Genomic DNA, 24,138 nt, shown 5'->3' with positions numbered 1-24,138 from the left:
CGTCTCAGCCCTCCAGCTTCTGCAGATGCTGTTCGAGATAGGGCCGCAGGTGCTGATGCTGGGTGGGCAGCTTCAGTGCCTCGCCGAGATGGGCGGTGTCCTCATCACGGTCGAAGCCCGGCTCGTTCGTGGCGACTTCGAACAGCACGCCGCCAGGGGTGCGGAAATAGATCGCCCAGAAATAGTCGCGGTCGATCACCGGCGTCACGCCATAGCCCGTATCCATCAGCGCTTTGCGCACTTCGAGCTGCTTGGCGCGGTTCTCGACGGAGAAGGCGACATGATGGACGGAGCCCGCGCCGAGATCGGCGAAAGGAGCAGTCGGCAGCGATTCGATGTCGACGATATCGGCGCCGTTGCCGTTCCTGATGGCGAGCCGCCTGACATTGCCTGACTTGTCGACCTCCTCGTAGCCCATGAACTTCAATAGCTCCTCGGTGGCGCCTCCATCCTTCAGCCTGAGCGAAACCGAGTGAAAGCCGCGGATCGCCTCGTCCGCGGCAATGCCGCCTTTCACCCAGGGCGCTCTGCTGTCGGCCTTGTCCTCGACGAGGGCAAAGCCATCGCCGTCCGGGCCGGCAAATCCGAGCCGCTTCTCGCCAAAGCTGTCCTCGCGGGCGACATTGGTTACGCCTTCGTCGGTGAAGCGTTTTTCCCAATAGGCGAGCGTGCCTTCCGGCACGGAGTAGACCGTGGTGCCGACTTCGCCGACGCCATGGCGGCCTTTGCCAATATTGGGAAACGGGAAATAGGTCATCACCGAACCCGGCGTTCCGACCTCGTCGGCATAGTAGAGATGGTAGACGTCGGGCGCATCGAAATTGACCGTCTTCTTGACCCGGCGCAGGCCAAGCTTGTGGGTGAAGAAATCATTGTTCTGCCGTGCATCCCTGGCCATCGAGGTGACGTGATGCAGGCCCTTGATCTGGTCGAGCATGGTCTTTGCTCCTTCCCTTGGTGCTTGTGCGGCCTCGCCGCTGTCCACGCCAATATGAGGACGCGATCGATTGTGGCAAAGGCGGCAAACACAGAATGGACTGTGCTTCAAAAGTGAACAATGAGAAGGCGCTTGTTCACCATCCAGCCAACAGCCTTGGTCTTGCGCGGTTGATGGAAATCGGTTCCATGTGCGCATTCGAATATACCGGGAAGGGGTAGCGCAAGTGACTGGAAAAGGCAGCCGGCCGAATGTCCTCCTCATCACTTGCGACCAGTGGCGCGGTGATTGCCTGTCGGCTGCCGGCCATGCCCAGGTGAAGACACCGAATGCCGATGCGCTGGCCGCCGAAGGTGTGCTGTTCAAGCACCATTACGGCGGTGCGGCTCCGTGCTCGCCCGCGCGTGCCTGCCTCTACACGGGCCTCTACCAGATGAACAACCGTGTCTGTCGCAACGGCACACCGCTCGATGCCCGCCACGGCAATATTGCGCTTGCCGCGCGCAGCGTCGGTTACGATCCAACCTTGTTCGGCTATACCGATGTGTCGCTCGATCCGCGCCAGCTTGCACCGGCCGATCCGCGGTCGCACAGCTACGAAGGCGTGCTGCCCGGCTTCACTGTGCGCCAATTGCTGCCCGAACGTCAGAAGCAGTGGTTGTCCTGGCTGAAGCAGCAGGGTATCGATGCCAGCGCTGGAAGTCCTGATATCCATCGCCCCGTTGGCGAGGCGGACGGCGCGGTGACTGAGGCGCCACCCATCTACTCGAAGGATCAGACGCCAACGGCCTTCCTCGCCGGCGAATTCATCCGCTGGCTGAGCGAGCAAGAGGAAGCCACGCCATGGTTTGCGCATCTTTCCTTTATCAGCCCGCATCCGCCCTTCATCGTGCCGGAACCGTACAACATCCAATACGATCCGGCGGACGGCCCCGCTTTTCACCGCGCGGAAAGCTGGCGTGCCGAATCTCAGGGCCACCCCTACATCGCCTATGATCTTGGCCGGCAAGAACGCGCGAAGTTCCGCCCCGGCGCCACGGGCAAGGTACACGACTGGAGCGAGGACGATTTCCGCCGTATCCGGGCAATCTATTACGGCATGATCTCGGAGGTCGACGCACAGCTCGGCCGCCTATGGCAAGCGCTGAAGACCGAAGGCGCGTGGGACAACACCATCATCGTGCTCACCTCCGACCACGCCGAAATGATGGGCGACCATTTCATGCTGGGCAAGGGCGGCTATTTCGACGGCAGCTACCATATCCCGCTGATCATCCGCGATCCGCGCCACCGTAAGGCCGCCGCCAGCAAGATCGATCGTTTCACCGAAGCGGTGGACATTTTGCCTACGCTCATCGACCTGCTCGGCGTGGCTCCCGAGCCGCATCTTGACGGGTGCTCGCTGAAACCCTTCTTGAGCGGTGGAACTCCAGCCGTTTGGCGCGACGCCGCGCACTGGGAGTTCGACTTCCGCTCGGTCGCGGACGGTGAAGCCGAACAGCACTTCGGTATTACCTCGCGCCAGTGCAACCTCGCTGTCATCCGCACACAGAAATTCAAATACGTGCATTTTGGCGGCGGCTTGCCGCCCCTGCTTTTCGACATGGAGGCCGACCCTGGCGAACTGAAGAACCTCGCCAGCAGTCCGGCACACCGTTCCACCCGACTGGAATTCGCCGAAAGGCTGCTTGCCTGGCGGGCCGAACATCTCGACCAGTCGCTTGCACTCTGGGAACTGACGGAAAACGGGGTGACTGGATATGCTAGGTAGCAAGCAGGGCGGTAAGGGATTTCCCCTACCGCCCGCATCCTTGCCTACCGGACGACGAGGCGCTGCTCGTCGCGCTTCTGGGCGTAGGAGCCCTTGTCGTAGGCCGCTTGCTTCTCAAGCTGCTCCTTGGTGAAGGTCGTATAAAGGTACTTCTTGCCGTTCTTGTCGGTCATGAACTTCAAATTATCCATGCCGACCGCGACCTCCTTCGAGCCGATGCCGAGGAAGCCGCCGACATCGACGATCACGGCATCGGTTTTCTTGTCGGGCGTCAGCACGACATCGCCGATCTCACCGACCTTGGCGTCGTTGGCGCCATAGACCGTCGTACCCTTCAAATCGTCACCCCTGATCTCGCCAATCGGCATCTCCGTCAGCTTGGACTTGTCGATAGCCGCGGTCTTTGTCTGGTCGGGAGCCGTGGCGTCAGCCGGCGCAGCCGCCGTCTTGGCCGCCGGAGCGGCAGCGGGAGCTGTCGCGGCGGAAGGCGCCGTCGCGGGCGCAATTGCCGCCGGCGCGTTCGATGCCGTCGTGGCCGGCGCCGGATCATAGGCCTTGCGGTTAAAGTCCGGCTGCGCCTGCAGCTCTTCCTTGGTGGTCTGCGCCACCAGCCAGCGGTCGCCATTCTTCTGTGCCCACTGCGCCTTGGCGAAATCATAGGCGACGTTCTTTTCGCCCATGCCGAGGAAGCCGCCCACGCCAATAATCAGCGACTGCGCCTTGCCTTCCTTGGTCAGTACGATGTCGTTCACGTCACCGATCTTCTGGGCGTCATCGCCTGTGCCGTTGTAGACATTTTCGCCGATTATGTTTGTGGCCAAGTTGCCATCAGCCTGTTTCACCGGTTGCGCGTTCGCCTCTGCGGGCTTCTGTGCGGTGTCGGTCGACGTGGCCGGTGCCTGGGCAGTCGTCGGTGCGGCCGGGGCCGGCGCATAAGCTTTGCTGTCGAATTCCGGATGCGCCTTCAGCTCGTCCTTGGTTGTCTGGGCCACGAGCCAGCGGTCGCCGTTCTTCTCGGCCCATTGCAGCTTGTCATAGTCGAAGGCGACGTTCTTGGTTCCGACGCCAAGGAAGCCGCCCACGCCGATGACGACGGATTTCGCCATGCCGTCCTTGTCAAAGACGACGTCAGTGACCTTGCCGATATTCTCGGCATTGTCACCAGTGCCGTTATACACGGTTTCGCCGATGATATTGGTGACGATGCTGCCTTCCGCCCGGATCACTGGCGCTGCCGGCTCCTGGGCGGCCGGTGGATTCGCGGGGGCTGGGGTTGCGTTTTGCGCGAAGGCACCGGTTGCAACCATTGTTGCAAGGGCGGTGGTCGCTAAAAGGGTGCGGATCATGATAATCTCTCCTCGTGCCTGATTTCGTGCACGCCGCAGCCGGTTGAACCATCGCTGGAAAATCGGTCGCGGCATCTCTACAGGTTCACAACGTCGTGACCATGCTGTTGTTCCGACAAAAAACCGCGGCATCCGAGACCAAAACCACCGTGCGGATGGGTAACCGCCAGCCGACGCAACCCCTGGATTCCGACCTTGGATACCGGCCTGGATTTCAGCGCAACCGGAACCTTTCCTGGTCCGCTGCGTTTCGGCCTCCGGCTAGGTACCCTGGGCCAGTTTTGATTGAACAGCGGAGCCGGGCATGAAATTTGCAGCGGTGCTGAACCGGGACGGCGGCACCTTGCGCACCACCGACCTTATGGCCTTTTCCGACCGGATGCGTCAGACGCTGGAATCGGCGGGCCATTCTCTCAGCATCGACATCGTTGCCGGCCGGGATATCGCGGAAACCCTCGACAGCGCCGTCTCGCGCCACACCGTCGACGTCGTGCTCGCCGGCGGCGGCGACGGAACCATCTCAGCCGCGGCTGCCAGGCTGATGGGCAAGAAAAAAGCGCTCGCCATATTGCCGGCCGGCACGATGAACCTGTTCGCGCGCGGTCTCGGCATTCCGCAGTCGCTCGATGCCGCGCTGGAATCCTTCGCCGACGGCGAAATCATTTCGGTCGACATGGCCACGGCCAATGGCCAGCCATTCGTTCATCAGTTCTCGATCGGCATGCATGCCAAGATGGTGCAACTGCGCCAGAAGATGGAATTCGGGTCGCGCCTGGGTAAGATCGGTGCTTCAGCCAAGGCCGCCTGGGCGACGATCAAGAACCCCCCGGCAATGAACGTTACGCTCGGCATTGGCGACGCCGAGGTGACGGCGCGCATAACGGGCATCGGCGTCACCAACAATCTGTTCGGCGAAGGCCATTTGCCTTATGCCGACAACCCTGCGGGCGGCGTGCTTGGCATCTACGTCACGGTGGCGCAACAGCGCGCTGAACTGGTCAAGTTCTTCTTCAACATGGCGCGCGGCAAATGGCGCGACAACGAGCACGTCGAAATCCATCAGGCCGACCGTGCAGTGCTGAAAATCCACTCCGGCGGCAGGAAGTTTCGCGCCGTGATGGATGGCGAACTGGTCAGGCTCGATCGTGAGACGACGATCGAAATCAAACCCGGAGCGCTCAATGTGCTGGTGCCGGCCAGCGTGGCCCAGGCGAAGGCCGCCTGATGCGGTGTGACGCCACGGGAGCCGCGATTTTAGCCGGAAGGCGCCGGGCCGGAATCCGGCGGAGCGCGGACGGGTTGTTCGCCTGTGTTCGGTGCTTTGATCAACTCGCCGTAGATCTCGGCGACGCCCCAGGCGATGAGCGCCAAGAGCAGTCCGGCGATCAGGATTTGGAACCCATGCCAACCCCATCGCCCCTGACGCGCTTTGTTTTCGGGAATGTTCTTGGTCATGGCGGTTCCTCGTCCGGTTTCGCGTCGGCTGGCCCGATCGGCAAATCACGCTCGGGTAACGGTCCCTCGCAAGGATGGTTCCGGCTGCAAGGTTGTCTCGGGTCGGCGAGGACATCAAGGCAAGCCGTTGGAGACTTCGTTGGATCCCGGGTGGAAACGGTGTCCAGCGCGAGAGATATTGATGGCGCTGGAAGATCTGTCGAAGTGACACGAGGCGGGCCGGCCGGCGCTGCTATCCCTCGCCGGCACCCGGACGGTCGGCGTCGGACTTCACGTTCTCGCGGTAGATGGCATAGGCCGCGAGTGCCACGGCCGGACCAAGAATAATCCCGAGCCCACCTTTTCCCTTGAGCCCACCTTGTCCCTTGAGCAATGTCGGTAGCACCGCGAGCGCGGCCGTAATGCCGATCGCCTTCATGTCGGCCTTGCGCCGCCTTGCTTCGCGGCGGACCTGGGCGCCCGACACCAGCCGATGGATCAGAACAATAAGGCCCGCGATCACCAGGAAGCCGACACCGAAACCAACCGCGGCAGCCAGCGATCCATAGCGCGCCGATGTCCAGATGTAAGCCGCCCCGACCAGGAAGCCGAGGCCGCAGAATGCCGCCAGCGCTGCAAGCGCATAGGCGGTGGCCGCTGTGCGCGCACGGCGCATCACAGCCATGGTCTCACCCGAGGCGAAACCCGAGAGCAGGGAAGCCAGCAGTCCCATCTCGGCGAAACTAGCGACGCGCGAGCAGCGCGAACAGGAAGCCGATGCCAGCCGCGATTGCCAGCGACGTTACCGGCTTTTCGCGTACGCTTGCCACCATCTGCGCCTCGATATCCCTGGCGTTGCCGCGCAGGCTGTCGAAGGCGGCCTCCCCTTGGGCGCGCAACTGCTCGACGCCTTCGGCCGCCGCCCGGCGCGCTGTGCCGTAGCCGTGTTGACCGGTCTGGGCCAACTGTTTGGTGAGCTTGTCGATATCGGCCTTCAACTGCCTGATGTCGGCTTCAAGATCCGAATTCGTCCGGCCTTCGTTGGCGGTTTTCCCTGCGGCGGTTGCCATTGCTTAACTCCTTGTGATTGCTCGGTTTCAAACGCGCCGTGCGCTTCAAGGTTCCGATGCCGGGGCAAACTAGCCGAAAACCCGGTCATGCGCACCCGATCCCCCGCCTCTGGAAAGAAGCGCTGCGTCAGGTCAGCGGCCGGTAACGGCCATTGCTCGCAAGGATATTGCCGGTTTAAAAAACCGCACTCGGTCTTGCTGGGCATTTCGCCCGCTTGCAAATGCCTGCCGCAGCAGTCCGTTCTACGCGCTTGCCTGAGATTGGCCTTTCATCGGCGCCATGTTCTTTTTTAAATGACAACACACCGGATTGCGATCATGACTTCCGACGTTTCAAGGAGCAATTGCCTGTGCCTCAATTACTTGACGGATTGCGCATTCTTGTCCTGGAGGATGAATACCTCATAGCCATGGATGTCGAGCAACTCTGCCGCGACCACGGTGCAAGCGAGGTGGTGGTTGCCCGCGACCTGGCCGAGGTCGATGGCCGGAAGGTCGCGACGGATTTCGACGCGGCCATTGTCGATCTAGTGCTGGGAGGTGCCTCGACGCTTGAATTCGCCGCGGGTCTGCGTGAAACCGGCGTCCCGTTCGTTTTCGCGTCCGGCTATTCGGATGCGGACGAGATCAAGGCGTCATTCCCCGGGGTGAGGCTGGTCACCAAGCCCTATTCAGGCGAAGACCTCGTCGAAGCCGTGGCGCTGGCCTACGGTCGCGGCTCCCCTGACTGACGCGACACGTCCGCATCGCCGTTATTCGGCCCGCGTTCAATGCGCCGCCGTCCCCGTGACCTGAGCCGAGATCGCATCGGGGCCATACTCGTCCTCGCCGGAGATTTTCAGGATTTCCTGCAGGCGCGTGCGGGCCCTGCTGACGCGGCTCTTGATCGTTCCGACCGCGCAACCGCAGATTTCGGCGGCCTCCTCATAGGAGAAGCCCGAAGCGCCGATCAGGATGATGGCTTCGCGCTGGTCCTCCGGCAATTGCTCGAGAGCGCCGCGAAAATCCTTGAGGTCGAGTTGGCCGTGCTGGGCAGGATGCACTGCAAGCCGGGCCGTCATGATGCCGTCGCTGTCCTGCACCTCGCGGCCGCGCTTGCGCATTTGCGAATAGAATTCATTGCGCAGGATCGTGAAAAGCCACGCCTTGAGGTTGGTGCCGGGCTGAAAGCTCTCATGCTTGTCCCAGGCCTTGACCAGCGTTTCCTGAACGAGATCGTCGGCCTTGTCGGCATTCTGAGTCAGCGACACGGCAAAAGCCCGCAAGCTTGGGATTGCCCCAAGCAAATCGGTCTTGAAGCCTTGGGAGACCGCTGCCATGCCTCAGTCCTTCTTCTGTGCGGGTTCGGCCTGTTCCAGTTGGCTGAGCAACCGGGCGAAGCGATCCGGCACATTGTCGGAGACCAGCTCGTCATAATATTGTTTGAGTTTGCGCCCGATTTCGGAGTTCGGCCCAAGAGGGTCGCCGACGCCGTTCCGGCGCCTGCCCGCGGCGCCAGCCAGAATATCTTTCGTCATATCCTTCATTTCGCCCTTTTATTCCCAGAGCTCAAGCCGCTCATACATAACACGAGACAAGCGCTACCCTCGTCTGGTTTGCCCAACCCGACGTCCAAACGCCATTGCCACTGATTCGTTCCATATCGGCGGAACTTTTTCGGAAAAGCGGCGTTATTTCCACCGGGCTTGCAATCAGTGACCTGCAATGCATCCAACCGCGTCATCTGAGGGAGACGTCCATCATGAGCTTGTCCGCCACCATCGCTCCGCATCTGCCGTTCCTGCGGCGCTTCTCGCGTGCCGTCTCGGGATCGCAGGAGAGCGGCGACGCGCTGGTCGCCGCGATGCTTGAGGCCATCATTGCCGATATCGACATCTTCCCGGAGGCGTCGAGTGACCGGATCGCCTTGTACAAGGTTTTTGCCAAGCTCTTCACATCCGTTGCCATCCGCGTTCCGCAGGAGCAGTCACAATCGGCTTGGGAGCAGCGCGCGGCCGCCAATCTCAATGCGATCGCGCCGCTTCCCCGCCAGGCCTTCCTGCTGGTTGCCGTCGAAGGTTTCAGCGAGGACGAGGCGGCCGAAATCCTCGACGTCGGCGACCAGCAGTTCTCCGAGCTGCTCGCCCAGGCAAGCAACGAGATTTCCCGTCAGGTGGCGACCGACGTGCTGATCATCGAGGATGAGCCGCTGATCGCCATGGACATAGAGGAGATGGTCGAAAGCCTCGGTCATCGGGTCGTGGGAACGGCGCGCACCCATGCCGAAGCGGTGACGATGTTCGGCAAGACCCGGCCGAAGATGGTCCTGGCCGATATCCAGCTCGCCGACGGCAGTTCAGGCATCGAGGCGGTGAACGAAATGCTCTCTTCGACATCGGTGCCGGTGATCTTCATCACCGCCTTTCCCGAACGTCTCCTGACCGGAGAGCGCCCCGAACCCGCCTTCCTCGTGACCAAGCCGTTCAATCCCGACATGGTCAAGGCGCTGATCAGCCAGGCGTTGTTCTTCGACCGGCAGGCCAAGGCTGCCGCATAGATCGCTGCCTCGGACGCAGGACAGAGACATCAAGGCCGCTGGATGCGATTGTTTCCGGTGGCCTTTTTGACAAGCCGGATCGGCCACCGGCGAATTTCCGGCCCGCGCTGCCCGGAACGATTTGCAAGCACCGTCTTTTTCGGCGAATGGTGGAACAAACCGCATCCACCCACGTTTTTACCGCATCATTGGAAGGAGATGAGCCATGCTTTACTGGGCGCTCGTATTTCTCGTCGTGGCGATTATCGCCGGCGCGCTTGGTTTCGGCGGCATTGCCGGCACCTCCGCCGGTATCGCGCAGATATTGTTCTTCATCTTCCTGGCTTTCCTGATCATTTCGCTTCTGGCCGGCCTGTTCAGGCGGGCGTGAGCCTGGCGAGTTATCAGGCGAACACTGGAAGCCGCACCCCTCAAACGGTTTCCAGCCACCGCCGGGCGGCGTCCTTCAATGGATACCGTCCGGCGGACCGCTTTTAGCGGAACCCATTCGACAGTGAGCCGTTCAGCCTGAGTTGGGTGAACAGATTGACCTATGCGCTCCAGGACTTCAGATAAGACGGAAGGCGCACGGAGCGATGAAGTCATCGCCATGCACCCCGCTGAAAGCGGCATGCAGCTTGGCCGTGCCCTTCTTCACGCCCTGCACAATGCCGGCATTTCCGTTCTTTATCAGGATCGCGAGATGAAGACCGTATGGGCCCGCAATATGCGCGCGCCCTGGGTCTCCGATGAGGTCGAGGGGAATGGCACCCTGCCGATGGCGCAGGCCGACCGCATCGCCGCCGCCAAGCGCGAGGTGGTCGCGACCGGCGATGCTCAGCGCCTTGAAATCAGTGTCCCGGTCGAGAACGGCGTTCGCTGGTTTCATATCTGGGTCGATGCCGACCGAGGCGATGGTGGCGATGTACAAGGCGTCGTCACCACCATGGTTGAGACGACCGAGCAGAAGCGGCGCGAACAGACATTGACGACGTTGCTGCGTGAAGTCAGCCACCGCTCGAAGAACCTGCTGGCGATCATCCAGAGCATCGCGACCCAGACCGGTCGTTATTCCGACGGCGTCGGCGACTTCCTGACGCGCTTCCGCGGCCGGCTGCAGTCGCTGGCCTCCTCCCAGGACCTGGTGACATCCTCCAACTGGCGGGGGGCAGCCCTTCATGAACTGGTGGCGAGCCAGGTCGGCCGCTACGGAGCGAACCCATCGCACAGCCTTCGCTTCCGTGGCGCCAATCCCTACCTCAATCCCAACGCCGCGCTGCATATTGGCCTGGCGATGCATGAACTCGCCGTCAACTCCGTCAGCTACGGCGCCCTGTCCCGGCCGGACGGTTTCGTCGAGGTCACCGCCGACCTTAACGCCGCCGCCACGGGGGACGTGGCCTTGTCTTTGACATGGGCCGAAACGATAGGGACCGACGACGATGGGGGCGGTCAAAAGCGATTCGGCAGCGTCGCGTTGGAGCGTGTGGTGCCAGCGTCCCTGAACGGAACCGCGAACCTCGATATCGGCGACGGCCACCTCGAATACCGCCTGGTCGTTCCGCACAGCAATTTCGAGACGCAGTGAGCGCCCGGCAAGCAGCGATTCTTAACCGGCTGTTCACCATAAGAGCGAATACTGTTTTTCCCAGATATCGCCGGAACCCACCCCGTTTTCGGACATTGTTGGCAGGCTTGCAGCGCGGTACGGGAGGAACGTCTTGACGGTTGCCGACATGAACAGACTGGAACAAGCCGCCCGGATTTCGATGGGCGAATTTCAGGAATCCGAATCCTCCGCAAGAACACTCCCTGAAGCAGGCAAGGGTTTGATGAAGGGGCTCGTTCTTGCGCTGGCCGCGATAATGTCGCTGGCCGTTCTTTGGCAGTTGAGCTGACTTAGGTCCTGCTCACCTCACCATGCGCGCTGTTGAAATCGCCGATCGGTCAACGCGGGGGCACCTTCGACCGTGAGAGCCCCGTTGGAATGACAGGAACTTTTTGACGATGTCGGTCGTTATTGCGGCCAGAGGAACATCTGTCATGCAACACATAACCGCGTTGGCCGAATGCCGGGAATTGCAGGTCCCTGTCAGTGTTTTTGCGACTGCTGACGAATGCAACGCTGAGCGCCCCTTCGCGATGGGCGACGTACAGGGGCAGGCGCAGCATGTCGTCACCGATTGCCTCGCGGTCGATCCTGCGTCGGAGGACGAGTACGATCAAATTGTCTGCAAGATGCGGCCAGACGGTAGCCTTAACGCTTCATTGACCATTTCCGACCTCCGCCCAGGAAAAGACGACGTTAATCAACAATAAATTGCAGCAGCAAAGGCCGTCGTTTCGTGCTAAACGGCGGTTGGAGCTTACTAAAGTGTGGACACAAGTGAGGAGTGACTCTATGCGGAAAATACTTATTGCCATGGTTGCAGTGGTCGCCGTCAGCGGCTGCACCACGACCGAGCAGGACGTCGTCGGCGGCGGCTTGATCGGTGCGGGCGTAGGCGGGTTGGTCGGCGGCGGCAAGGGCGCGCTGATAGGCGCGGCCGTCGGTGCCGGGTCCGGCCTGCTGGTTCGCAACCTGCGCAACGGCTACTGCCAGTATCGAGATCATCGCGGCCGTATCTATACGGCCCGCTGCAACTAATTCAGCGATTAGAGCAATCAGGAGCGGCTCGGCGATTTCTATCAAACGCTGAACCGCTCTAATGGAATACAAAACCGGGGGCCATATCCGGCCTCCGGATTTTCTTGGCCGTTGCCGATCGGCAGGATTTCAGCCGACCAACGGAATTCTGATTTCCACCTTCAGGCCGTCAGCCTGGAAATCCCGCTTGATCGTGCCGCGCAATTCGCGGATGACGTTGAGGTCGATCAGTTTCGTACCGAATCCGGTCACGGCCGGTGCCTCGATCTTGTTTTTTCCAGCTTCCCGCCAGTTCAGCGCCAGGATCCGCTCGCGTCCACGCCCTTCCAGCGACCAGTCCACTTTCAGCGCCCAATCCCCCTTGGACGAATTCGCGGAATTGCCGGCTTCACCATATTTCAGCGCATTGGTGGCGAGTTCATGAAAGGTCAGGCCAAGCGCCTGCGTCGTGGTTTCATCGAGCAGCACTTCCGGGCCTGACAGGAGCCCCTCCGGCAACTCCTTGCCGAACACCTGGCCGAGCTCGATGCGCAGCAGGTCGGCAAGGTCGGCTTTCTGCCAGCGTGAGCGCGTCAACATGTCCTGCGAGGCGGCCATCGCCTGCAGCCTGGCCGAGAAGGAATTGGAGAACTCATTGACGTCGGTTGCCCGCGACGCCGTCTGCCGGGCGATCGCCAGCACCCTGGTGATCGAGTTCTTGATGCGATGCTTCATCTCCTGCAGCATCAGGTCCTTTTCGAGCAGGCTCTTTTCCGTTGTTTCATGCAAGGCCGACACCGCGTCGTAGGCTCGCTCCTGATAGCGCGCCACCAGCGCGATGGCGCCGGCCAGGAGCAGGCCGAACAGTCCCAGCATCACAGGGATGGCGCGCGACGAGGGTTGCGAGAAGGCACTGGTCGGCCTGAACAACACGGTCCACGGGCGCCCCGCCACGGTCATCTTGCGGGTGACCAGCAGCCGGTCTCCCAAGGATGAAGCCGGTGGCGTCTCCGAGCGGAACAACAGATTGTCGCTGTTTGCCGTTCCGTCATAGATCTCTGTGTTGACCGGCAGCAGCGGCGCGCGGCTCAGCGCGATCTGGAACAGATCCCGGGCGCGGAAGGCGGCATAGAGAAAGCCGGCGGTCGAGGAGCGCGATGCGTTGATGACCTCCGGCGCTGTTTCGACGTTGAGACGCACGAAGACCAGGAAGCCGGTGAAGGTCTGCGCGGCACCCGTGCCCTGGCCGAGCTGCACCAGCCCACTTGCATGCTGTTGGTCGTCGGCCATCGCCTTTTCGATCGCCGCGCGCCGCACCGGCTCGCTGAACATGTCGTAGCCGATGCTGGCCTGGTTGGACGGATCCAGCGGCTCGAAAAGCGCAATCGGCGTGCGCCAGGGCTGCGTCGTATCCGGATAGACCGGATGGCTGGCGCCGAAATCGTGGAGGATGTCGCGTTCGACCGTTTCCTCGTCGCCCGTCTTGACCAGCCGCAGGAAGCCGATGCCGCGCAGGCCGCCGAAATTGCTGTCGACATCCAGCGCCTTGAAGAAGGCCTTGAACTCGTTCTGGGAAATATCGCCGTTGCGCGCGTCGAACAGGGCCTTCGTCGAGCGCAGCAGCGACAGATGCAGGTCGATGCGGCTCTCGATCCGATTGAGGGCGTCATCGGCCGCCCCTTCGAACTTGATGCGGGCGGCTTCCTGCGTCGCGAAATAAGCGAATCCCGCCATGGTCATGCTGATCAATGCAACGGCAATGAACGCGACGATTGGAAAAAACTTCTTCAACGGATGATGCGGTCCACGATCAAACAGGACCTTTATGGGCAAGTCGCCGGGCCAACACAATGGTCAGGCCAAGCCATCGTGATCACTGGCATATCATGTGAACGGCAACGGCGCGTGCCCGAGCAGCCTGGCCGGCCTCAGGCGGCGATCTTCAGCGCACCCGGCCCCGGTATGGCACCTGGAGGACATTTACCCAGGATGATCATGCCCAGCACCTCGTCCTGGGTGACATCCGTGGTGCGTGCCGTGCCGACGACCTGACCGTTCTTCATCACGCAGACCCGGTCGGCAAGCTCGAACACGTCGTGGATGTCGTGGCTGATCAGGAAGATGCCGATGCCGTCGGACTTGAGCTGCCTGACCAGTTCGCCGACCTGTGCCGTTTCCTGGGGGCCGAGTGCCGCCGTCGGCTCGTCCATGATCAGGATGCGGGCGTTGAACAGGATGGCGCGTGCGATCGCCACTGACTGGCGCTGTCCGCCCGATAGTTTGATCACCGGTTCCTTGAAACGCTGGAAGCGAGGATTGAGCCGCCCCATCACCTTGCGCGCCTCGGCCTCCATGGCGACGTCGTCGAGCGTGCCCCAGGCGGTCATCAGCTCGCGGCCGAGGAACAGATTGGCGGCGGCATCGACATTGTCTGCCAACGCCAGCGTCTGGTAGATCGTCTCGATGCCGTATTTCTTAGCGTCGCGCGGGTTGGAGATCGCTGCCTCCTCGCCATTGACGAATATCTGGCCGGAGTCGCGCTTGTAGGCGCCGGACAGGATCTTGATCAGCGTCGACTTGCCGGCGCCGTTGTGGCCGAGCAGCGCCACGACCTCGCCGGGGAAAAGATCGATCGAGGCATCGTCGACGGCACGGATGCCGCCGAATGCGATCGAGATATTACGCATGTCGACCAGCGCGGTGGCTGCAGGAGCAGTCTTGTCAATCACGGTGATGCCTCCCTAAACGCGCTTGCGGTAAACGGTGTCGAGCCACACCGCGATGACCAGCACGGCGCCGACGACGATGCTCTGCAGAGGCGAATCGACGCCGAGCAGCACCATGCCCGACTGCAGCGACTGCATCAGCAACGCGCCGAGCATGGCGCCGATGATCGTTCCCGAGCCGCCGGCAAGCGACGTGCCGCCGATGACGGCCGCGGCAATGACGAGCAACTCATCCAATGTTCCAAGCACATTGGTGGCCGAGTTCTGCCGGGCCGACGAAATGGCGGCGGCGATCGTGGCCAGCACGCCCATGATCATGAACACCTTCATGGTGATCCAGCGCGTGTTGATGCCGGCGAGGTTGGCCGCTTCCGGATTGCCGCCGATGGCAAAGACATAACGGCCGAAACGGGTGCGTTTTGTGATGAAGGTCATGACCAGACCGACGGCGACGGCCATCAATACCGGTATGGCGATGCCGTGGGCGATGAATAGCCCGCCCTCCGGCACGGTGATGTTGTTGGCGGCCGCGTACCGGTTCACGATGCCGATCGGCCACGGATAGGAGTTGGCCAGCCACACCGCGCCCATGATGACGGCACAGGTGACGACGCCGAGCAGCGTCTCGGCCCAGATCGGCCGCAGCGGGAAGCGGAACCGCTTTCGTTGCACCCGCCCGTTGAACAGCGCAAACACGACGGCCAGGCAGGCGACGATGCCTACGACCCAGCTCCAGGTCGCACCGATCGATCCGGCCGGTCCGCCGCCCATCAGCTGGAAGGTGGCGTCGAGCGGTGCCACCGTCTGGCCGCTGGTGACCCACCAGGCGGCACCGCGCCAGACCAGCAGGCCGCCCAGCGTGACGATGAAGGCCGGCACTTCGAGATAAGCGATGACGAAGCCCTGGAAGGCGCCGATCAAAAGGCCGAGCGCCAGGCCGATGACCAGTGCCAGCACCCAGATCCATGGATTGCCGAGTTCAAGCCCCACGAACCGGACCAGGAAATGCACCTGGGCAAAGCCCATGACCATGCCGATCAGGCCCTCGGCGGAACCGACGGACAGGTCGATGTTGCGCATGACGATGACCAGCACCATGCCGCAGGCCATGATTGCGACCGCGGACGTCTGCACCGACAGATTCCACAGATTGCGCGGCGTTAGAAACGTGCGGCTGTCGAAATCGAACGGATTGACGCCAAGACGCAAGCTCGAAATCACATGCAGCGCGACCCAGATCAGCAGCAGGGCGCCGATCATGCCGAGCATACGGGTGTCGATCTCGGTCGCTTTCAGGAACCGGGCAACCGCGCCGAGTTCCGAGGCGCGCGCGGTATCGGCCTGCAGGTTGGACGTCGTGTCGGTCATGATTTCCTTCAACCGGCTGGCCGTCTGACACGGATGCCGAACCCAGCCTAGAAGCTATCCGCGTGATGCGGAAACACAAATCTTTTTGAGAAAACGCCGCGGCTTGGGGGCCGCGGCGCCTTCATTCTTCAAGCGGTCAAACTCAGTTGCAGGCCGCGACGCTGCCGGCGGCGACGCCCGCGCAGACTTCGTCCTTCTTGATCCAGCCGGCGTCGATGACGAGGTTGAGATTGTCCTTGGTGATGGCGACCGGGGTCAGGAACAGCGACTTGACGGTGTTGCCGCCAGGCGTCGTGAAGTCCTTCGCGCCGGCGATGTCGGTCATCTTCTTGCCGTCGGCGAGCTGCGAGGCGATCTCGGCGGCGTTCTTGCCGAGTTCACGCGCATCCTTCCACACCGACACGGTCTGGGTGCCGAGCGCGATGCGGTTGAGCGCGGCGTGGTCGCCGTCCTGGCCAGAGACCGGCACGGTGCCGGCGAGCCCCTGCGCCGTCAGCGCCGCGACGACGCCGCCGGCGGTGCCGTCATTGGCCGCGACCACGGCGTCGACCTTATTGTCGTTGGCGGTGAGGAACTGCTCCATGTTCTTCTGGGCGTTGGCGGGCAGCCAGCCGTCCGTATAGGCTTCGCCGACATTCTTGATCTTGCCGCTGTCGATGGCTTCCTTCAGCACTTCCATCGAGCCCGAGAACAGGAAGTCGGCATTCGGGTCGGCACCCGAGCCCTTGATGAAGACGTAATTGCCTTCAGGCTTCACCTTGAACACCTCGCGAGCCTGCATGCGGCCGACTTCCTTGTTGTCGAAGGTCAGGTAGAAGACGTCCTTGTTCTCGATCAGGCGGTCATAGCCGACGACCGGAATGCCCTCGTCGAGCGCCTTCTGCACCGCTGGGCCGATGGCCGAAGCATCCTGCGCCAGGATGATCAGCGAATTGGCGCCCTGGGAAATCAGGCTTTCGACATCGGTCAGCTGCTTGCCGGGATTGGACTGCGCATCGGCGGAAATGTACTTGTCGCCCGCGGCCTCGATCGCTTTCTTCATGGCGGCCTCGTCGGTCTTCCAGCGCTCTTCCTGGAAATTCGACCACGAAACGCCGATGACCTTGTCCTTCGCCTGCGCCACCGACGCCAGCGTCAGCGACATGGCGACACCCGCCAGGATGGCGACTGTGAATCTCTTCATGGTATATCCTCCCTGCGCCGCGTATGGCGCGACCAAACTGGCCCGAAGGCCGGCACAAAGGCCCTATTTTTTCGAGCCTCGAAAAAATACTGATCCATCGTCGGAACACTGTCAACATCGATTCTGATGGATTTTGAGGTGCCGGGAGCCTTTTTTCGAGTCCCGCAATAAATAAATGACAGCTCCTGCCGCATCTGCCAGTATTCGGCCCATTGCCGGAGAGGTTCGAGGGGGTGTCAAGAACCGCGGCGACGGGGAGGATGTGGGAAGCATGTCGGTCGGAATCCGCCACGACGATCTGCGCCGGCGCAACCGCGCCATGGTGATTGCAGCCGTGCGTCAGGGTGGTCAGCCCTCGCGCACCGAGATCGCCGCCACCACCGGCCTCAGCCACTCGACCATATCGGCGATATCAGCCGACCTGATCGACGAGGGTATCCTGACCGAAGGCAAGCCGAACGAAGCCGGTTCACTGAAACGCGGCCGGCCGCAGGTTGGCCTTGGCCTCAACCCCGAGGCCGCGGCTGTGATGACCGTGGTGCTGTCGCTGAATTTCCTGTCCGTCGCCGTCATCGATTATTCCGGCCAGGTGGTCGCCGAGGAACAGCGACGGCTGGACACGCTGACCATGTCGCGCGAGGCGCTGATCGGCGAATGCACGGCAATAGTGCGGCGGCGCCTCGAGGACCCCGATCTCGACGTCCGCAGTATTGCCCGCATCGCGCTGGCGATCCAGGGCATCACCGACAGCGAGGCGCGTGCGATGCTGTGGTCGCCGATCACGCCGCAGACGAACATTCCCTTCGCCGACATACTTGAAGCCGAGTTCGGCATCCCCGCCACCATGGAGAACGACTGCAACATGATGGCGGTGGCGCTGCGCTGGCGCGACCCCGAACGCTACCGCGACGACTTCATCGCCATCCTGCTCTCGCACGGCATCGGCATGGGCCTGGTGCTGAAGGGCGAGCTGTTCACCGGCACGCATTCATCGGGAGGCGAGTTCGGCCACATGATCCATCGCCCGGGAGGCGCGCTCTGCCGCTGCGGACGGCGCGGCTGCGTCGAGGCCTATGCCGGCAACTACGCCATCTGGCGCAACGCCAGGCAGCTTGGCGAGGACGCCGAACCGGTCGCAGATGTCAGCGATGCGCAGATGCGGACACTCGCCGCGACGGCAAGGGAGAAAGACGGACCGGAGCGCGAAGCCTATCGCAAGGCCGGCGAAGCGCTGGGCTATGGGCTGGGCAGCCTGTTCGCGCTGATCGATCCCGCACCCGTCGCCATGGTCGGCGTCAGCGCCGCCGCCTTCGACCTGATCGAGCCGGCCTTGCGCGAGGCCATCGGCCAGACCGCCGGCGGCCAGCATTCGGAATCGATTTCCTTCGACACCGAGCCGAACGAGCTGCCGCTCATCCGCGAAGGTTGCGCTATGCGCGCATTGACCTTCGTGGACCAGGAGATTTTCGCGCCGGGCGTGCTGGCGAGGCCCGGCGTTCCGGGCAAGAATGTAGCCTGATTTCAGTCTTCGCGGATCGCGTAGCCGGCGCCGCGAATGGTGCGGATCACGTCCGGCATACGGCCGTTGTTGACCGCCTTGCGCAGCCGGCCGACATGCACGTCCACGGTGCGTTCATCGATATAGATCGTCTCGCCCCAGACATTGTCGAGCAGCTGGCTGCGCGAGAACACGCGGCCGGGATGACGCATCATGAATTCGAGCAGGCGGAACTCGGTCGGTCCGAGCCGGATCTCGCTCTTCTTGCGATAGACCCGGTGCGATTCCCGGTCGAGCACGATGTCGCCGACCTTGAGCACGCTGGACAGCACTTCCGGCTTGGCGCGGCGCAGCAGCGCCTTGACCCGGGCCATGAATTCCGGTGTCGAGAACGGCTTGACCAGATAGTCGTCGGCACCGGTCGAGAGGCCGCGCACGCGGTCGCTCTCCTCGCCGCGCGCCGTCAACATGATGATCGGCAGCCTCTCGGTCTCGGACCGCATTCGCAGGCGCCGACAGAGTTCGATGCCGGAAACCGCCGGCACCATCCAGTCGAGCACCAGGAGGTCGGGCACGTTCTCCTGGAGGCGGATCTCGGCTTCGTCGCCGCGTGTCACCACCTCGACCTGGTAGCCTTCCGATTCCAGATTGTAGCGGAGAAGCACGCCGAGCGGCTCCTCGTCCTCCACCACCATGATGCGTGGCGCGATCATCGATTGATCATCCCTGCCGTCAAGCCGCCGGCACCGACATCGCCGTCTCGTCCTGCTTCGGACGGTTGGCGGGCAGTTGCGTGCCGGTCAGCACATAATACGCATTCTCGGCGATGTTGGTCACGTGGTCGCCGATGCGTTCGAGATTCTTGGCGCAGAACAAAAGATGCGTGCAAGCCGTGATGTTGCGGGGATCCTCCATCATGTAGGTCAGGAGTTCGCGGAACACCGAAGTGTATTTGATGTCGATGCGTTCGTCGTCATTCCTGAGCTTGGCGAGGGCGGCGGCATCGCCTGCCGCGTATTCCTCGACTACCCCCTGCACCTGGATCAGCACCAGCTGCGCCATGGAATCTATCGAGTGCGACAGATCGCGCGGGGTGGCGGTAAGGCCGACGGAGCCGACGCGCTTTGCAATGTTCTTGGCAAGGTCGCCGATGCGTTCGAGATCGCCCGCCATGCGGATGGAGCCGACGACATGACGCAGATCGTCGGCCATCGGCTGGCGCTTGGCGATCAGGGTGATGGCGCGATCGTCGAGTTCGCGCTGGCGCGCGTCCATGATGGCGTCGTCGGAGACGACGCGCTGTGCCAGCGCATTGTCGGAATTCAGCAGCGCCTTGGTGGCGCCGCCGACCATCGTGCCGGCAAGATCGCCCATGTCGCTGATCAGCTTGCTGATCTGTCCGAGATCCTCGTCGAAGGCTGCGACTGTGTGTTCGGCCATGATCCTGGTCCTCGTATGCGTGAGATCAGCCGAAGCGGCCGGTGATGTAGTCCTGCGTGCGCTTCTCGCGAGGCGACGTGAAGATCTTCTCGGTCTTGTCGAATTCGACCAGCTCGCCCAGATACATGAAAGCCGTCTGCTTCGAGACCCGCGCGGCCTGCTGCATGTTGTGGGTGACGATGACGATCGTGTAGTCGGCCTGCAACTCGTCGATCAATTCCTCGATCTTGGCGGTCGACAATGGGTCGAGCGCCGAGGCCGGCTCGTCGAGCAGGATGACCTCCGGCTTCACCGCCACGGTGCGGGCGATGCAAAGCCGCTGCTGCTGGCCGCCCGACAGGCTGAGTCCGCTGGCATTGAGCTTGTCCTTGACCTCGTTCCACAGCGCGGCGCGCTTCAGCGCCTGCTCGACACGGCCGTCCATCTCTGCCTTGCCGATCTTCTCATAGAGCCTGACGCCGAAGGCGATGTTCTCATAGATCGACATCGGGAACGGCGTCGGCTTCTGGAACACCATGCCGATCTTGGTGCGCAACAGGTTGAGATCCTGCGAGCGGTCGAGAACGTTCTGGCCGTCGAGCAGCACCTGACCCTCGGCGGTCTGCTTGGGGTAGAGTTCGTAGATGCGGTTGAAGACGCGCAGCAGCGTCGACTTTCCGCAACCCGACGGTCCAATGAAGGCCGTCACGCTGCGCTCGGGCAGCGACAGCGTGATGTCTTTCAGCGCCTTCGACTGGCCGTAGTAGAAATTGAGGTTCTTGACCTCGATCTTCGCCTTGGCGGCCGCCTCGGTGGCAATCGTCATGTCTGGAGACAACATCTGGCTCATTTGTCCTCTCTGCGTCCGGTCAGGCTGCGCGCGAAGATGCTGAGCGCGAGAACCGTCAATGTGATTATGAGTGCGCCGGTCCAGGCCAGTTGCTGCCATTCCTCGTAGGGGCTGAGAGCGAACTGGAAAATGGTGACCGGCAGGCTGGCCATCGGCGCGTTGAGGTTGCTCGACCAGAACTGGTTGTTCAGCGCCGTGAAAAGAAGCGGCGCCGTCTCGCCGGAAATGCGGGCGATGGCCAGCAATATGCCGGTGACGATGCCGGACATCGCCGCGCGGTAGGCCACCGAACGGATCACCACCCAGCGTGGCGCGCCAATCGCCGTGCCGGCCTCGCGCAAGGCGTTCGGCACAAGGTTGAGCATGTCCTCGGTGGTGCGCACCACGACGGGGATGACCAGGATGGCCAGCGCGACGGCGCCGGCGATGGCGGAGAAATGCCCCATCGGCCGCACCATCAATTCGTAGACGAACAGACCAATGATGATCGATGGCGCCGACAGCAGGATGTCGTTGATAAAGCGTACCACGGTGGTGAGTTTCGAAAAGCGGCCGTATTCGGCCATGTAGGTGCCGGCCAGCACGCCGATCGGCGTGCCGACGACGATGCCGATGATGGTCATCACGATGCTGCCGTAGATGGCGTTGAGCAGGCCACCGGCATCACCGGGCGGCGGGGTCATTTCCGTGAACACCGAGAGCGAAACGCCCGACAGACCCTTATAGAGCAGCGCGCCGAGGATCAGCGCCAGCCAGGCAAGGCCGATGCCGGCGGCGATGACGCAGAGCGTCATCATCACGCCGTTCTTGCGCTTGCGGCTCTGGTGAAGCGATGCGGCTGTCGACATCGGTCAGACTCCGGTACGGGCATCGATGCGCATCAGCATGTACCGGGCGATGGCAAGGATGAGGAAGGTGATGACGAACAGGATCAGGCCGAGCGCCACCAGCGAGGAGGTGTAGAGATCGCCGACGGCTTCGGTGAATTCGTTGGCGATGGTTGCCGAGATCGTCGTTGCCGGCGCGAACAGCGAGGCGCTGATCCGGTGGGCGTTGCCGATGACGAAGGTGACCGCCATGGTTTCACCGAGCGCACGGCCGAGAGCAAGCATGACGCCGCCCATGATGCCGATGCGGGTGTAGGGGACGACAACCCGGCGTGTTACCTCCCAGGTCGTGCAGCCAATGCCGTAGGCGGACTCCTTCAGCACCGGCGGCACCGTGTCGAACACATCCTTGGTGATCGAGGTGATGAAAGGCAGGATCATGATGGCCAGGATCATCGCCGAGGTCAGCAGGCCAATGCCATAAGGGGGCCCGGCGAACAGGCTGTTAAGGCCGGGAATGCCATGGAACACGCTGATGATGAAAGGTTGCACTGTCGTCTGCAGGAACGGCGCCAGCACGAACAGGCCCCAGATGCCGTAGATGATCGAAGGAATGCCGGCCAGCAGTTCCACCGCCATGCCGATCGGGCGCCGAAGCGGACGCGGGCAAAGCTCGGTGAGAAAAATGGCGATGCCGATGCCGAGCGGCACGGCGATCAGGATAGCGATGGCCGAAGTGATGATGGTGCCATAGATCGGCGCCAGGGCGCCGAATTTCTCGGTGACGGGATTCCAGCTCTCGGTGGTCAGAAAGGAGAAGCCGAAGGTCGACAGTGCCTGCCAGGAACCGGCGAGCAAGGAGATGGCAACACCGCCGAGCAGCACCAGCACGAGAATGGCTGCGGCGCGGGTCAGCCCATGGAAGATCGAATCGGTCAACGCGAACCGTCTGACGGTGGCGTCGCGTGAACCTCGAATGGCTGGCAAGGCTTCCTGGGCAGCGCTCATGTCAAGCTCGGCTCTTTGTGTTGATTGAAAAGGAGCGCCGCGGGGCGGCGCTCCTCCAGAAAGATATTACTCGCCGGCGTAGACGGGCTTGCCGTCGGCCTTGATGTCGGCCTTCCACGAAGCCTTGATCAGGTCGACGACGCTGTCGGGGATCGACACGTAGTCGAGCGCCTTGGCGGTTTCCTTGCCGTCCTTGTAGGCCCAGGCAAAGAACTTCAGCGCTTCGCCGGTGGCAGCGGCATCGTCCGGAGCCTTGTGGATCAGCACCCAGGTCGAGGCGGCGATCGGCCAGGTGGCGTCGCCGGGCTCGTTGGTGATGATGACGTTGAAGTTCTTCGCGCCCTTGAAGTCGGCATTCGAAGCGGCGGCGCCGAAGGATTCGAGCGACGGCTCGACGACCTTGCCGGCTGCATTCACCATCTTGGAGTAGGACAGCTTGTTCTGCTTGGCATAGGCATATTCGACGTAGCCGATGCCGCCGTCGGTCTGCTTGACGGTGTTGGCAACGCCTTCGCTGCCCTTGGCGCCGACGCCGGTTGGCCATTCGACGGCCGTGTCCGAACCAACCTTGTCCTTCCAGTCGGGCGACAGTTTCACCAGGTAGTCGGTGAAGTTGAAGGTCGTGCCCGAACCGTCCGAGCGATGCACGACCGCGATCGCGGTCGACGGCAGGGTGAGCGAGGGGTTCAGCGCCTTGATCGCGGCGTCGTCCCAGGTGGTGATGGCGCCGAGATAGATCTGGGCCAGCGTCTTGCCGTCGAGGACGAGTTCGCCCGGCTTGATGCCCGTGAGGTTGACGATCGGCACGATACCGCCCATCACCATCGGGAACTGCACGAGGCCGTTCTTTTCGAGGTCTGCGTCGGACATCGGCTTGTCGGTGGCGCCGAAGGTCACGGTCTTGGCGATGACCTGCTTGATGCCGCCGCCGGAGCCGATCGACTGGTAGTTGAGGCCGATGCCGGTGTCCTTCTTGTAGGTGTCGGCCCATTTGGCGAACACCGGATAGATGAAGGTCGAGCCGGCGCCGGAAAGATCAGCTGCCATTGCTGCGGAAAGGGTGAGGGTGGACGCCGCAGCCATTGCAATCGCAACGGCCGCCGAGCGGATGAAGTGTCTCATGTGGCCTGCTCCTGTTCGGAAGATGGTCTCTCGGCGCCACTTCTTTCCGGCGCCCGCTGAGGCCAATAGCCTTGGATTATAACAGTCGCATGACAGTTTCATGTCAGCCCGGTAACGCGTCGCCAGCACCGGGAAAAGCACCGGTGTCGGGCGCTTCGCGGCGCGATCCGAGTTTACCGCCGGAATCAGGGGCTTGAGCCGTTCGACGGCTGGAAGCACCCGGAATTCGACGGGGCTTTCCCAAGTGAAGAAAATCCGGACGGGAGCGCGTTGCTCGCAGCCAGAGCGTGTCATGGCTGGGCCATCGCCAAAAACAGGTCCGTTGGGGTGAGTGACACTGTTTCTTGCAGGCGGTCGCTGCTCCCGCCCGTAACTGAGAAGAGCGGAATTCGATTTTGCTATTGTTCCGGCTGGACACCGTCTTTGATATGGCGCGAT

The 24,138-nt window shown here is 62.3% G+C and carries 27 protein-coding genes; 10 read left to right on the top strand and 17 right to left on the bottom strand.

Features of this window, described 5'->3' with window-relative positions:
- Positions 1-4: 4 nt before the first annotated feature.
- Complete coding sequence (locus FJ941_RS24845; protein ID WP_140509765.1) at positions 5-937, bottom strand: VOC family protein; 933 nt, start codon at positions 935-937, stop codon at positions 5-7.
- Positions 938-1,163: 226 nt separating this feature from the next.
- Between FJ941_RS24845 and FJ941_RS24840 the strand changes: the two genes are divergently transcribed.
- Positions 1,164-2,708, top strand: coding sequence for an alkaline phosphatase family protein (locus FJ941_RS24840; protein ID WP_140509763.1), 1,545 nt, complete (start codon positions 1,164-1,166; stop codon positions 2,706-2,708).
- Positions 2,709-2,752: 44 nt separating this feature from the next.
- Here FJ941_RS24840 and FJ941_RS24835 read toward each other — a convergent pair whose 3' ends face one another.
- Positions 2,753-4,054: a PRC-barrel domain-containing protein gene (locus FJ941_RS24835; protein ID WP_140509761.1), complete on the bottom strand. Its 1,302-nt coding sequence runs from the start codon at positions 4,052-4,054 to the stop codon at positions 2,753-2,755.
- A gap of 304 nt (positions 4,055-4,358) precedes the next feature.
- Here FJ941_RS24835 and FJ941_RS24830 point away from each other — a divergent pair, with 304 nt between their 5' ends.
- A complete protein-coding gene (locus FJ941_RS24830; RefSeq protein ID WP_140509759.1) occupies positions 4,359-5,279 on the top strand; it encodes a diacylglycerol kinase family protein in 921 nt (306 codons plus the stop codon).
- A gap of 29 nt (positions 5,280-5,308) precedes the next feature.
- On the opposite strand, the gene FJ941_RS24825 is transcribed toward FJ941_RS24830, so the two are convergent.
- From FJ941_RS24825 to FJ941_RS24815, 3 genes are all read right to left on the bottom strand, one after another.
- Complete coding sequence (locus FJ941_RS24825; protein WP_140509757.1) at positions 5,309-5,509, bottom strand: hypothetical protein; 201 nt, start codon at positions 5,507-5,509, stop codon at positions 5,309-5,311.
- A 232-nt stretch (positions 5,510-5,741) separates the two neighbouring features.
- Positions 5,742-6,221, bottom strand: a complete 480-nt coding sequence (locus FJ941_RS24820) for a hypothetical protein (RefSeq protein ID WP_140509755.1) — start codon at positions 6,219-6,221, stop codon at positions 5,742-5,744.
- Positions 6,222-6,231: 10 nt separating this feature from the next.
- Entirely contained in the window at positions 6,232-6,558 is a 327-nt protein-coding gene (locus FJ941_RS24815) for a DUF883 family protein (protein WP_140509753.1), read from the bottom strand.
- Between the two features lie 350 nt (positions 6,559-6,908).
- Here FJ941_RS24815 and FJ941_RS24810 point away from each other — a divergent pair, with 350 nt between their 5' ends.
- Entirely contained in the window at positions 6,909-7,289 is a 381-nt protein-coding gene (locus FJ941_RS24810; protein ID WP_181169955.1) for a response regulator, read from the top strand.
- 36 nt (positions 7,290-7,325) lie between these two features.
- Here the strand turns inward: FJ941_RS24810 and FJ941_RS24805 are convergent, their stop codons facing one another.
- Complete coding sequence (locus tag FJ941_RS24805; protein WP_010911883.1) at positions 7,326-7,877, bottom strand: RNA polymerase sigma factor; 552 nt, start codon at positions 7,875-7,877, stop codon at positions 7,326-7,328.
- A gap of 3 nt (positions 7,878-7,880) precedes the next feature.
- Complete coding sequence (locus FJ941_RS24800; RefSeq protein ID WP_032934943.1) at positions 7,881-8,084, bottom strand: NepR family anti-sigma factor; 204 nt, start codon at positions 8,082-8,084, stop codon at positions 7,881-7,883.
- A 215-nt stretch (positions 8,085-8,299) separates the two neighbouring features.
- Between FJ941_RS24800 and FJ941_RS24795 the strand changes: the two genes are divergently transcribed.
- The 6 genes from FJ941_RS24795 to FJ941_RS24775 all read left to right on the top strand — a co-directional run bounded on the left by FJ941_RS24795 (position 8,300) and on the right by FJ941_RS24775 (position 11,720).
- On the top strand, positions 8,300-9,094 hold the full coding sequence (locus tag FJ941_RS24795; RefSeq protein WP_140509751.1) for a response regulator: 795 nt from the start codon (positions 8,300-8,302) through the stop codon (positions 9,092-9,094).
- 205 nt (positions 9,095-9,299) lie between these two features.
- Positions 9,300-9,464, top strand: coding sequence for a DUF1328 domain-containing protein (locus FJ941_RS24790; RefSeq protein WP_006203859.1), 165 nt, complete (start codon positions 9,300-9,302; stop codon positions 9,462-9,464).
- A gap of 162 nt (positions 9,465-9,626) precedes the next feature.
- Positions 9,627-10,661, top strand: a complete 1,035-nt coding sequence (locus tag FJ941_RS24785) for a sensor histidine kinase (RefSeq protein WP_140509749.1) — start codon at positions 9,627-9,629, stop codon at positions 10,659-10,661.
- Between the two features lie 133 nt (positions 10,662-10,794).
- Positions 10,795-10,971 (top strand): hypothetical protein, encoded by a 177-nt coding sequence (locus FJ941_RS29080; RefSeq protein WP_181165928.1) that lies wholly within the window; start codon positions 10,795-10,797, stop codon positions 10,969-10,971.
- Positions 10,972-11,116: 145 nt separating this feature from the next.
- Positions 11,117-11,392 (top strand): hypothetical protein, encoded by a 276-nt coding sequence (locus FJ941_RS24780; RefSeq protein ID WP_246673982.1) that lies wholly within the window; start codon positions 11,117-11,119, stop codon positions 11,390-11,392.
- A gap of 82 nt (positions 11,393-11,474) precedes the next feature.
- The gene (locus FJ941_RS24775; RefSeq protein WP_027141909.1) at positions 11,475-11,720 is read left to right on the top strand and encodes a YMGG-like glycine zipper-containing protein; all 246 of its coding nucleotides are present in this window, start codon (positions 11,475-11,477) and stop codon (positions 11,718-11,720) included.
- A 129-nt stretch (positions 11,721-11,849) separates the two neighbouring features.
- Here FJ941_RS24775 and FJ941_RS24770 read toward each other — a convergent pair whose 3' ends face one another.
- The 4 genes from FJ941_RS24770 to xylF form a co-directional block, all read right to left on the bottom strand.
- A complete protein-coding gene (locus FJ941_RS24770) occupies positions 11,850-13,490 on the bottom strand; it encodes a CHASE domain-containing protein (protein WP_140509745.1) in 1,641 nt (546 codons plus the stop codon).
- 137 nt (positions 13,491-13,627) lie between these two features.
- The gene (locus FJ941_RS24765) at positions 13,628-14,386 is read right to left on the bottom strand and encodes an ATP-binding cassette domain-containing protein (protein WP_246672658.1); all 759 of its coding nucleotides are present in this window, start codon (positions 14,384-14,386) and stop codon (positions 13,628-13,630) included.
- A gap of 54 nt (positions 14,387-14,440) precedes the next feature.
- On the bottom strand, positions 14,441-15,793 hold the full coding sequence (locus FJ941_RS24760) for a sugar ABC transporter permease (protein WP_140509741.1): 1,353 nt from the start codon (positions 15,791-15,793) through the stop codon (positions 14,441-14,443).
- A gap of 142 nt (positions 15,794-15,935) precedes the next feature.
- Positions 15,936-16,976, bottom strand: a complete 1,041-nt coding sequence (xylF, locus tag FJ941_RS24755; RefSeq protein ID WP_027141905.1) for a D-xylose ABC transporter substrate-binding protein — start codon at positions 16,974-16,976, stop codon at positions 15,936-15,938.
- Positions 16,977-17,247: 271 nt separating this feature from the next.
- Here xylF and FJ941_RS24750 point away from each other — a divergent pair, with 271 nt between their 5' ends.
- Positions 17,248-18,495 (top strand): ROK family protein, encoded by a 1,248-nt coding sequence (locus tag FJ941_RS24750; RefSeq protein WP_140509739.1) that lies wholly within the window; start codon positions 17,248-17,250, stop codon positions 18,493-18,495.
- 2 nt (positions 18,496-18,497) lie between these two features.
- Here the strand turns inward: FJ941_RS24750 and phoB are convergent, their stop codons facing one another.
- From phoB to pstS, 6 genes are all read right to left on the bottom strand, one after another.
- Positions 18,498-19,187 (bottom strand): phosphate regulon transcriptional regulator PhoB, encoded by a 690-nt coding sequence (phoB, locus tag FJ941_RS24745; RefSeq protein WP_140509737.1) that lies wholly within the window; start codon positions 19,185-19,187, stop codon positions 18,498-18,500.
- A 19-nt stretch (positions 19,188-19,206) separates the two neighbouring features.
- On the bottom strand, positions 19,207-19,914 hold the full coding sequence (phoU, locus tag FJ941_RS24740; protein ID WP_140509735.1) for a phosphate signaling complex protein PhoU: 708 nt from the start codon (positions 19,912-19,914) through the stop codon (positions 19,207-19,209).
- Positions 19,915-19,939: 25 nt separating this feature from the next.
- Positions 19,940-20,743, bottom strand: a complete 804-nt coding sequence (gene pstB, locus FJ941_RS24735) for a phosphate ABC transporter ATP-binding protein PstB (protein ID WP_140509733.1) — start codon at positions 20,741-20,743, stop codon at positions 19,940-19,942.
- Positions 20,740-21,591 carry a phosphate ABC transporter permease PstA gene (pstA, locus tag FJ941_RS24730; protein ID WP_015315385.1) on the bottom strand — a complete coding sequence of 284 codons (852 nt, stop codon included), beginning with the start codon at positions 21,589-21,591 and terminating at the stop codon, positions 20,740-20,742. Before pstA ends, pstB begins: the two co-directional genes overlap by 4 nt.
- Before the next feature lie 3 nt (positions 21,592-21,594).
- The gene (gene pstC, locus FJ941_RS24725; RefSeq protein ID WP_140509730.1) at positions 21,595-22,578 is read right to left on the bottom strand and encodes a phosphate ABC transporter permease subunit PstC; all 984 of its coding nucleotides are present in this window, start codon (positions 22,576-22,578) and stop codon (positions 21,595-21,597) included.
- A 66-nt stretch (positions 22,579-22,644) separates the two neighbouring features.
- Positions 22,645-23,700 (bottom strand): phosphate ABC transporter substrate-binding protein PstS, encoded by a 1,056-nt coding sequence (gene pstS, locus FJ941_RS24720; RefSeq protein WP_140509728.1) that lies wholly within the window; start codon positions 23,698-23,700, stop codon positions 22,645-22,647.
- Between the last annotated feature and the right edge of the window lie 438 nt (positions 23,701-24,138).

The sequence above is a fragment of the Mesorhizobium sp. B2-3-13 genome (genome assembly GCF_006442195.1).
Taxonomy (GTDB): Bacteria; Pseudomonadota; Alphaproteobacteria; order Rhizobiales; family Rhizobiaceae; genus Mesorhizobium; species Mesorhizobium salmacidum.
The sequence above is the reverse complement of the archived record's forward strand: the minus strand, read 5'-3'. Positions and strand labels throughout refer to the sequence as shown.

Bases quoted from the DNA above. Each gene is read 5' to 3' on its own strand.
- FJ941_RS24820 (WP_140509755.1), bottom strand. From the start codon at position 6,221: ATGGGACTGCTGGCTTCCCTGCTCTCGGGTTTCGCCTCGGGTGAGACC.
- FJ941_RS24750 (WP_140509739.1), top strand. From the start codon at position 17,248: ATGTCGGTCGGAATCCGCCACGACGATCTGCGCCGGCGCAACCGCGCC.
- FJ941_RS24825 (WP_140509757.1), bottom strand. From the start codon at position 5,509: ATGACCAAGAACATTCCCGAAAACAAAGCGCGTCAGGGGCGATGGGGT.
- FJ941_RS24780 (WP_246673982.1), top strand. From the start codon at position 11,117: ATGCAACACATAACCGCGTTGGCCGAATGCCGGGAATTGCAGGTCCCT.
- pstB (WP_140509733.1), bottom strand. From the start codon at position 20,743: ATGAGCCAGATGTTGTCTCCAGACATGACGATTGCCACCGAGGCGGCC.
- FJ941_RS24775 (WP_027141909.1), top strand. From the start codon at position 11,475: ATGCGGAAAATACTTATTGCCATGGTTGCAGTGGTCGCCGTCAGCGGC.
- xylF (WP_027141905.1), bottom strand. From the start codon at position 16,976: ATGAAGAGATTCACAGTCGCCATCCTGGCGGGTGTCGCCATGTCGCTG.
- FJ941_RS24800 (WP_032934943.1), bottom strand. From the start codon at position 8,084: ATGAAGGATATGACGAAAGATATTCTGGCTGGCGCCGCGGGCAGGCGC.
- pstS (WP_140509728.1), bottom strand. From the start codon at position 23,700: ATGAGACACTTCATCCGCTCGGCGGCCGTTGCGATTGCAATGGCTGCG.
- FJ941_RS24760 (WP_140509741.1), bottom strand. From the start codon at position 15,793: ATGACCGACACGACGTCCAACCTGCAGGCCGATACCGCGCGCGCCTCG.
- FJ941_RS24795 (WP_140509751.1), top strand. From the start codon at position 8,300: ATGAGCTTGTCCGCCACCATCGCTCCGCATCTGCCGTTCCTGCGGCGC.
- FJ941_RS24785 (WP_140509749.1), top strand. From the start codon at position 9,627: ATGCGCTCCAGGACTTCAGATAAGACGGAAGGCGCACGGAGCGATGAA.
- FJ941_RS24790 (WP_006203859.1), top strand. From the start codon at position 9,300: ATGCTTTACTGGGCGCTCGTATTTCTCGTCGTGGCGATTATCGCCGGC.
- FJ941_RS24765 (WP_246672658.1), bottom strand. From the start codon at position 14,386: ATGCGTAATATCTCGATCGCATTCGGCGGCATCCGTGCCGTCGACGAT.
- FJ941_RS24830 (WP_140509759.1), top strand. From the start codon at position 4,359: ATGAAATTTGCAGCGGTGCTGAACCGGGACGGCGGCACCTTGCGCACC.
- phoU (WP_140509735.1), bottom strand. From the start codon at position 19,914: ATGGCCGAACACACAGTCGCAGCCTTCGACGAGGATCTCGGACAGATC.
- FJ941_RS24835 (WP_140509761.1), bottom strand. From the start codon at position 4,054: ATGATCCGCACCCTTTTAGCGACCACCGCCCTTGCAACAATGGTTGCA.
- pstC (WP_140509730.1), bottom strand. From the start codon at position 22,578: ATGAGCGCTGCCCAGGAAGCCTTGCCAGCCATTCGAGGTTCACGCGAC.
- pstA (WP_015315385.1), bottom strand. From the start codon at position 21,591: ATGTCGACAGCCGCATCGCTTCACCAGAGCCGCAAGCGCAAGAACGGC.
- FJ941_RS24845 (WP_140509765.1), bottom strand. From the start codon at position 937: ATGCTCGACCAGATCAAGGGCCTGCATCACGTCACCTCGATGGCCAGG.
- FJ941_RS24805 (WP_010911883.1), bottom strand. From the start codon at position 7,877: ATGGCAGCGGTCTCCCAAGGCTTCAAGACCGATTTGCTTGGGGCAATC.
- FJ941_RS24815 (WP_140509753.1), bottom strand. From the start codon at position 6,558: ATGGCAACCGCCGCAGGGAAAACCGCCAACGAAGGCCGGACGAATTCG.
- phoB (WP_140509737.1), bottom strand. From the start codon at position 19,187: ATGATCGCGCCACGCATCATGGTGGTGGAGGACGAGGAGCCGCTCGGC.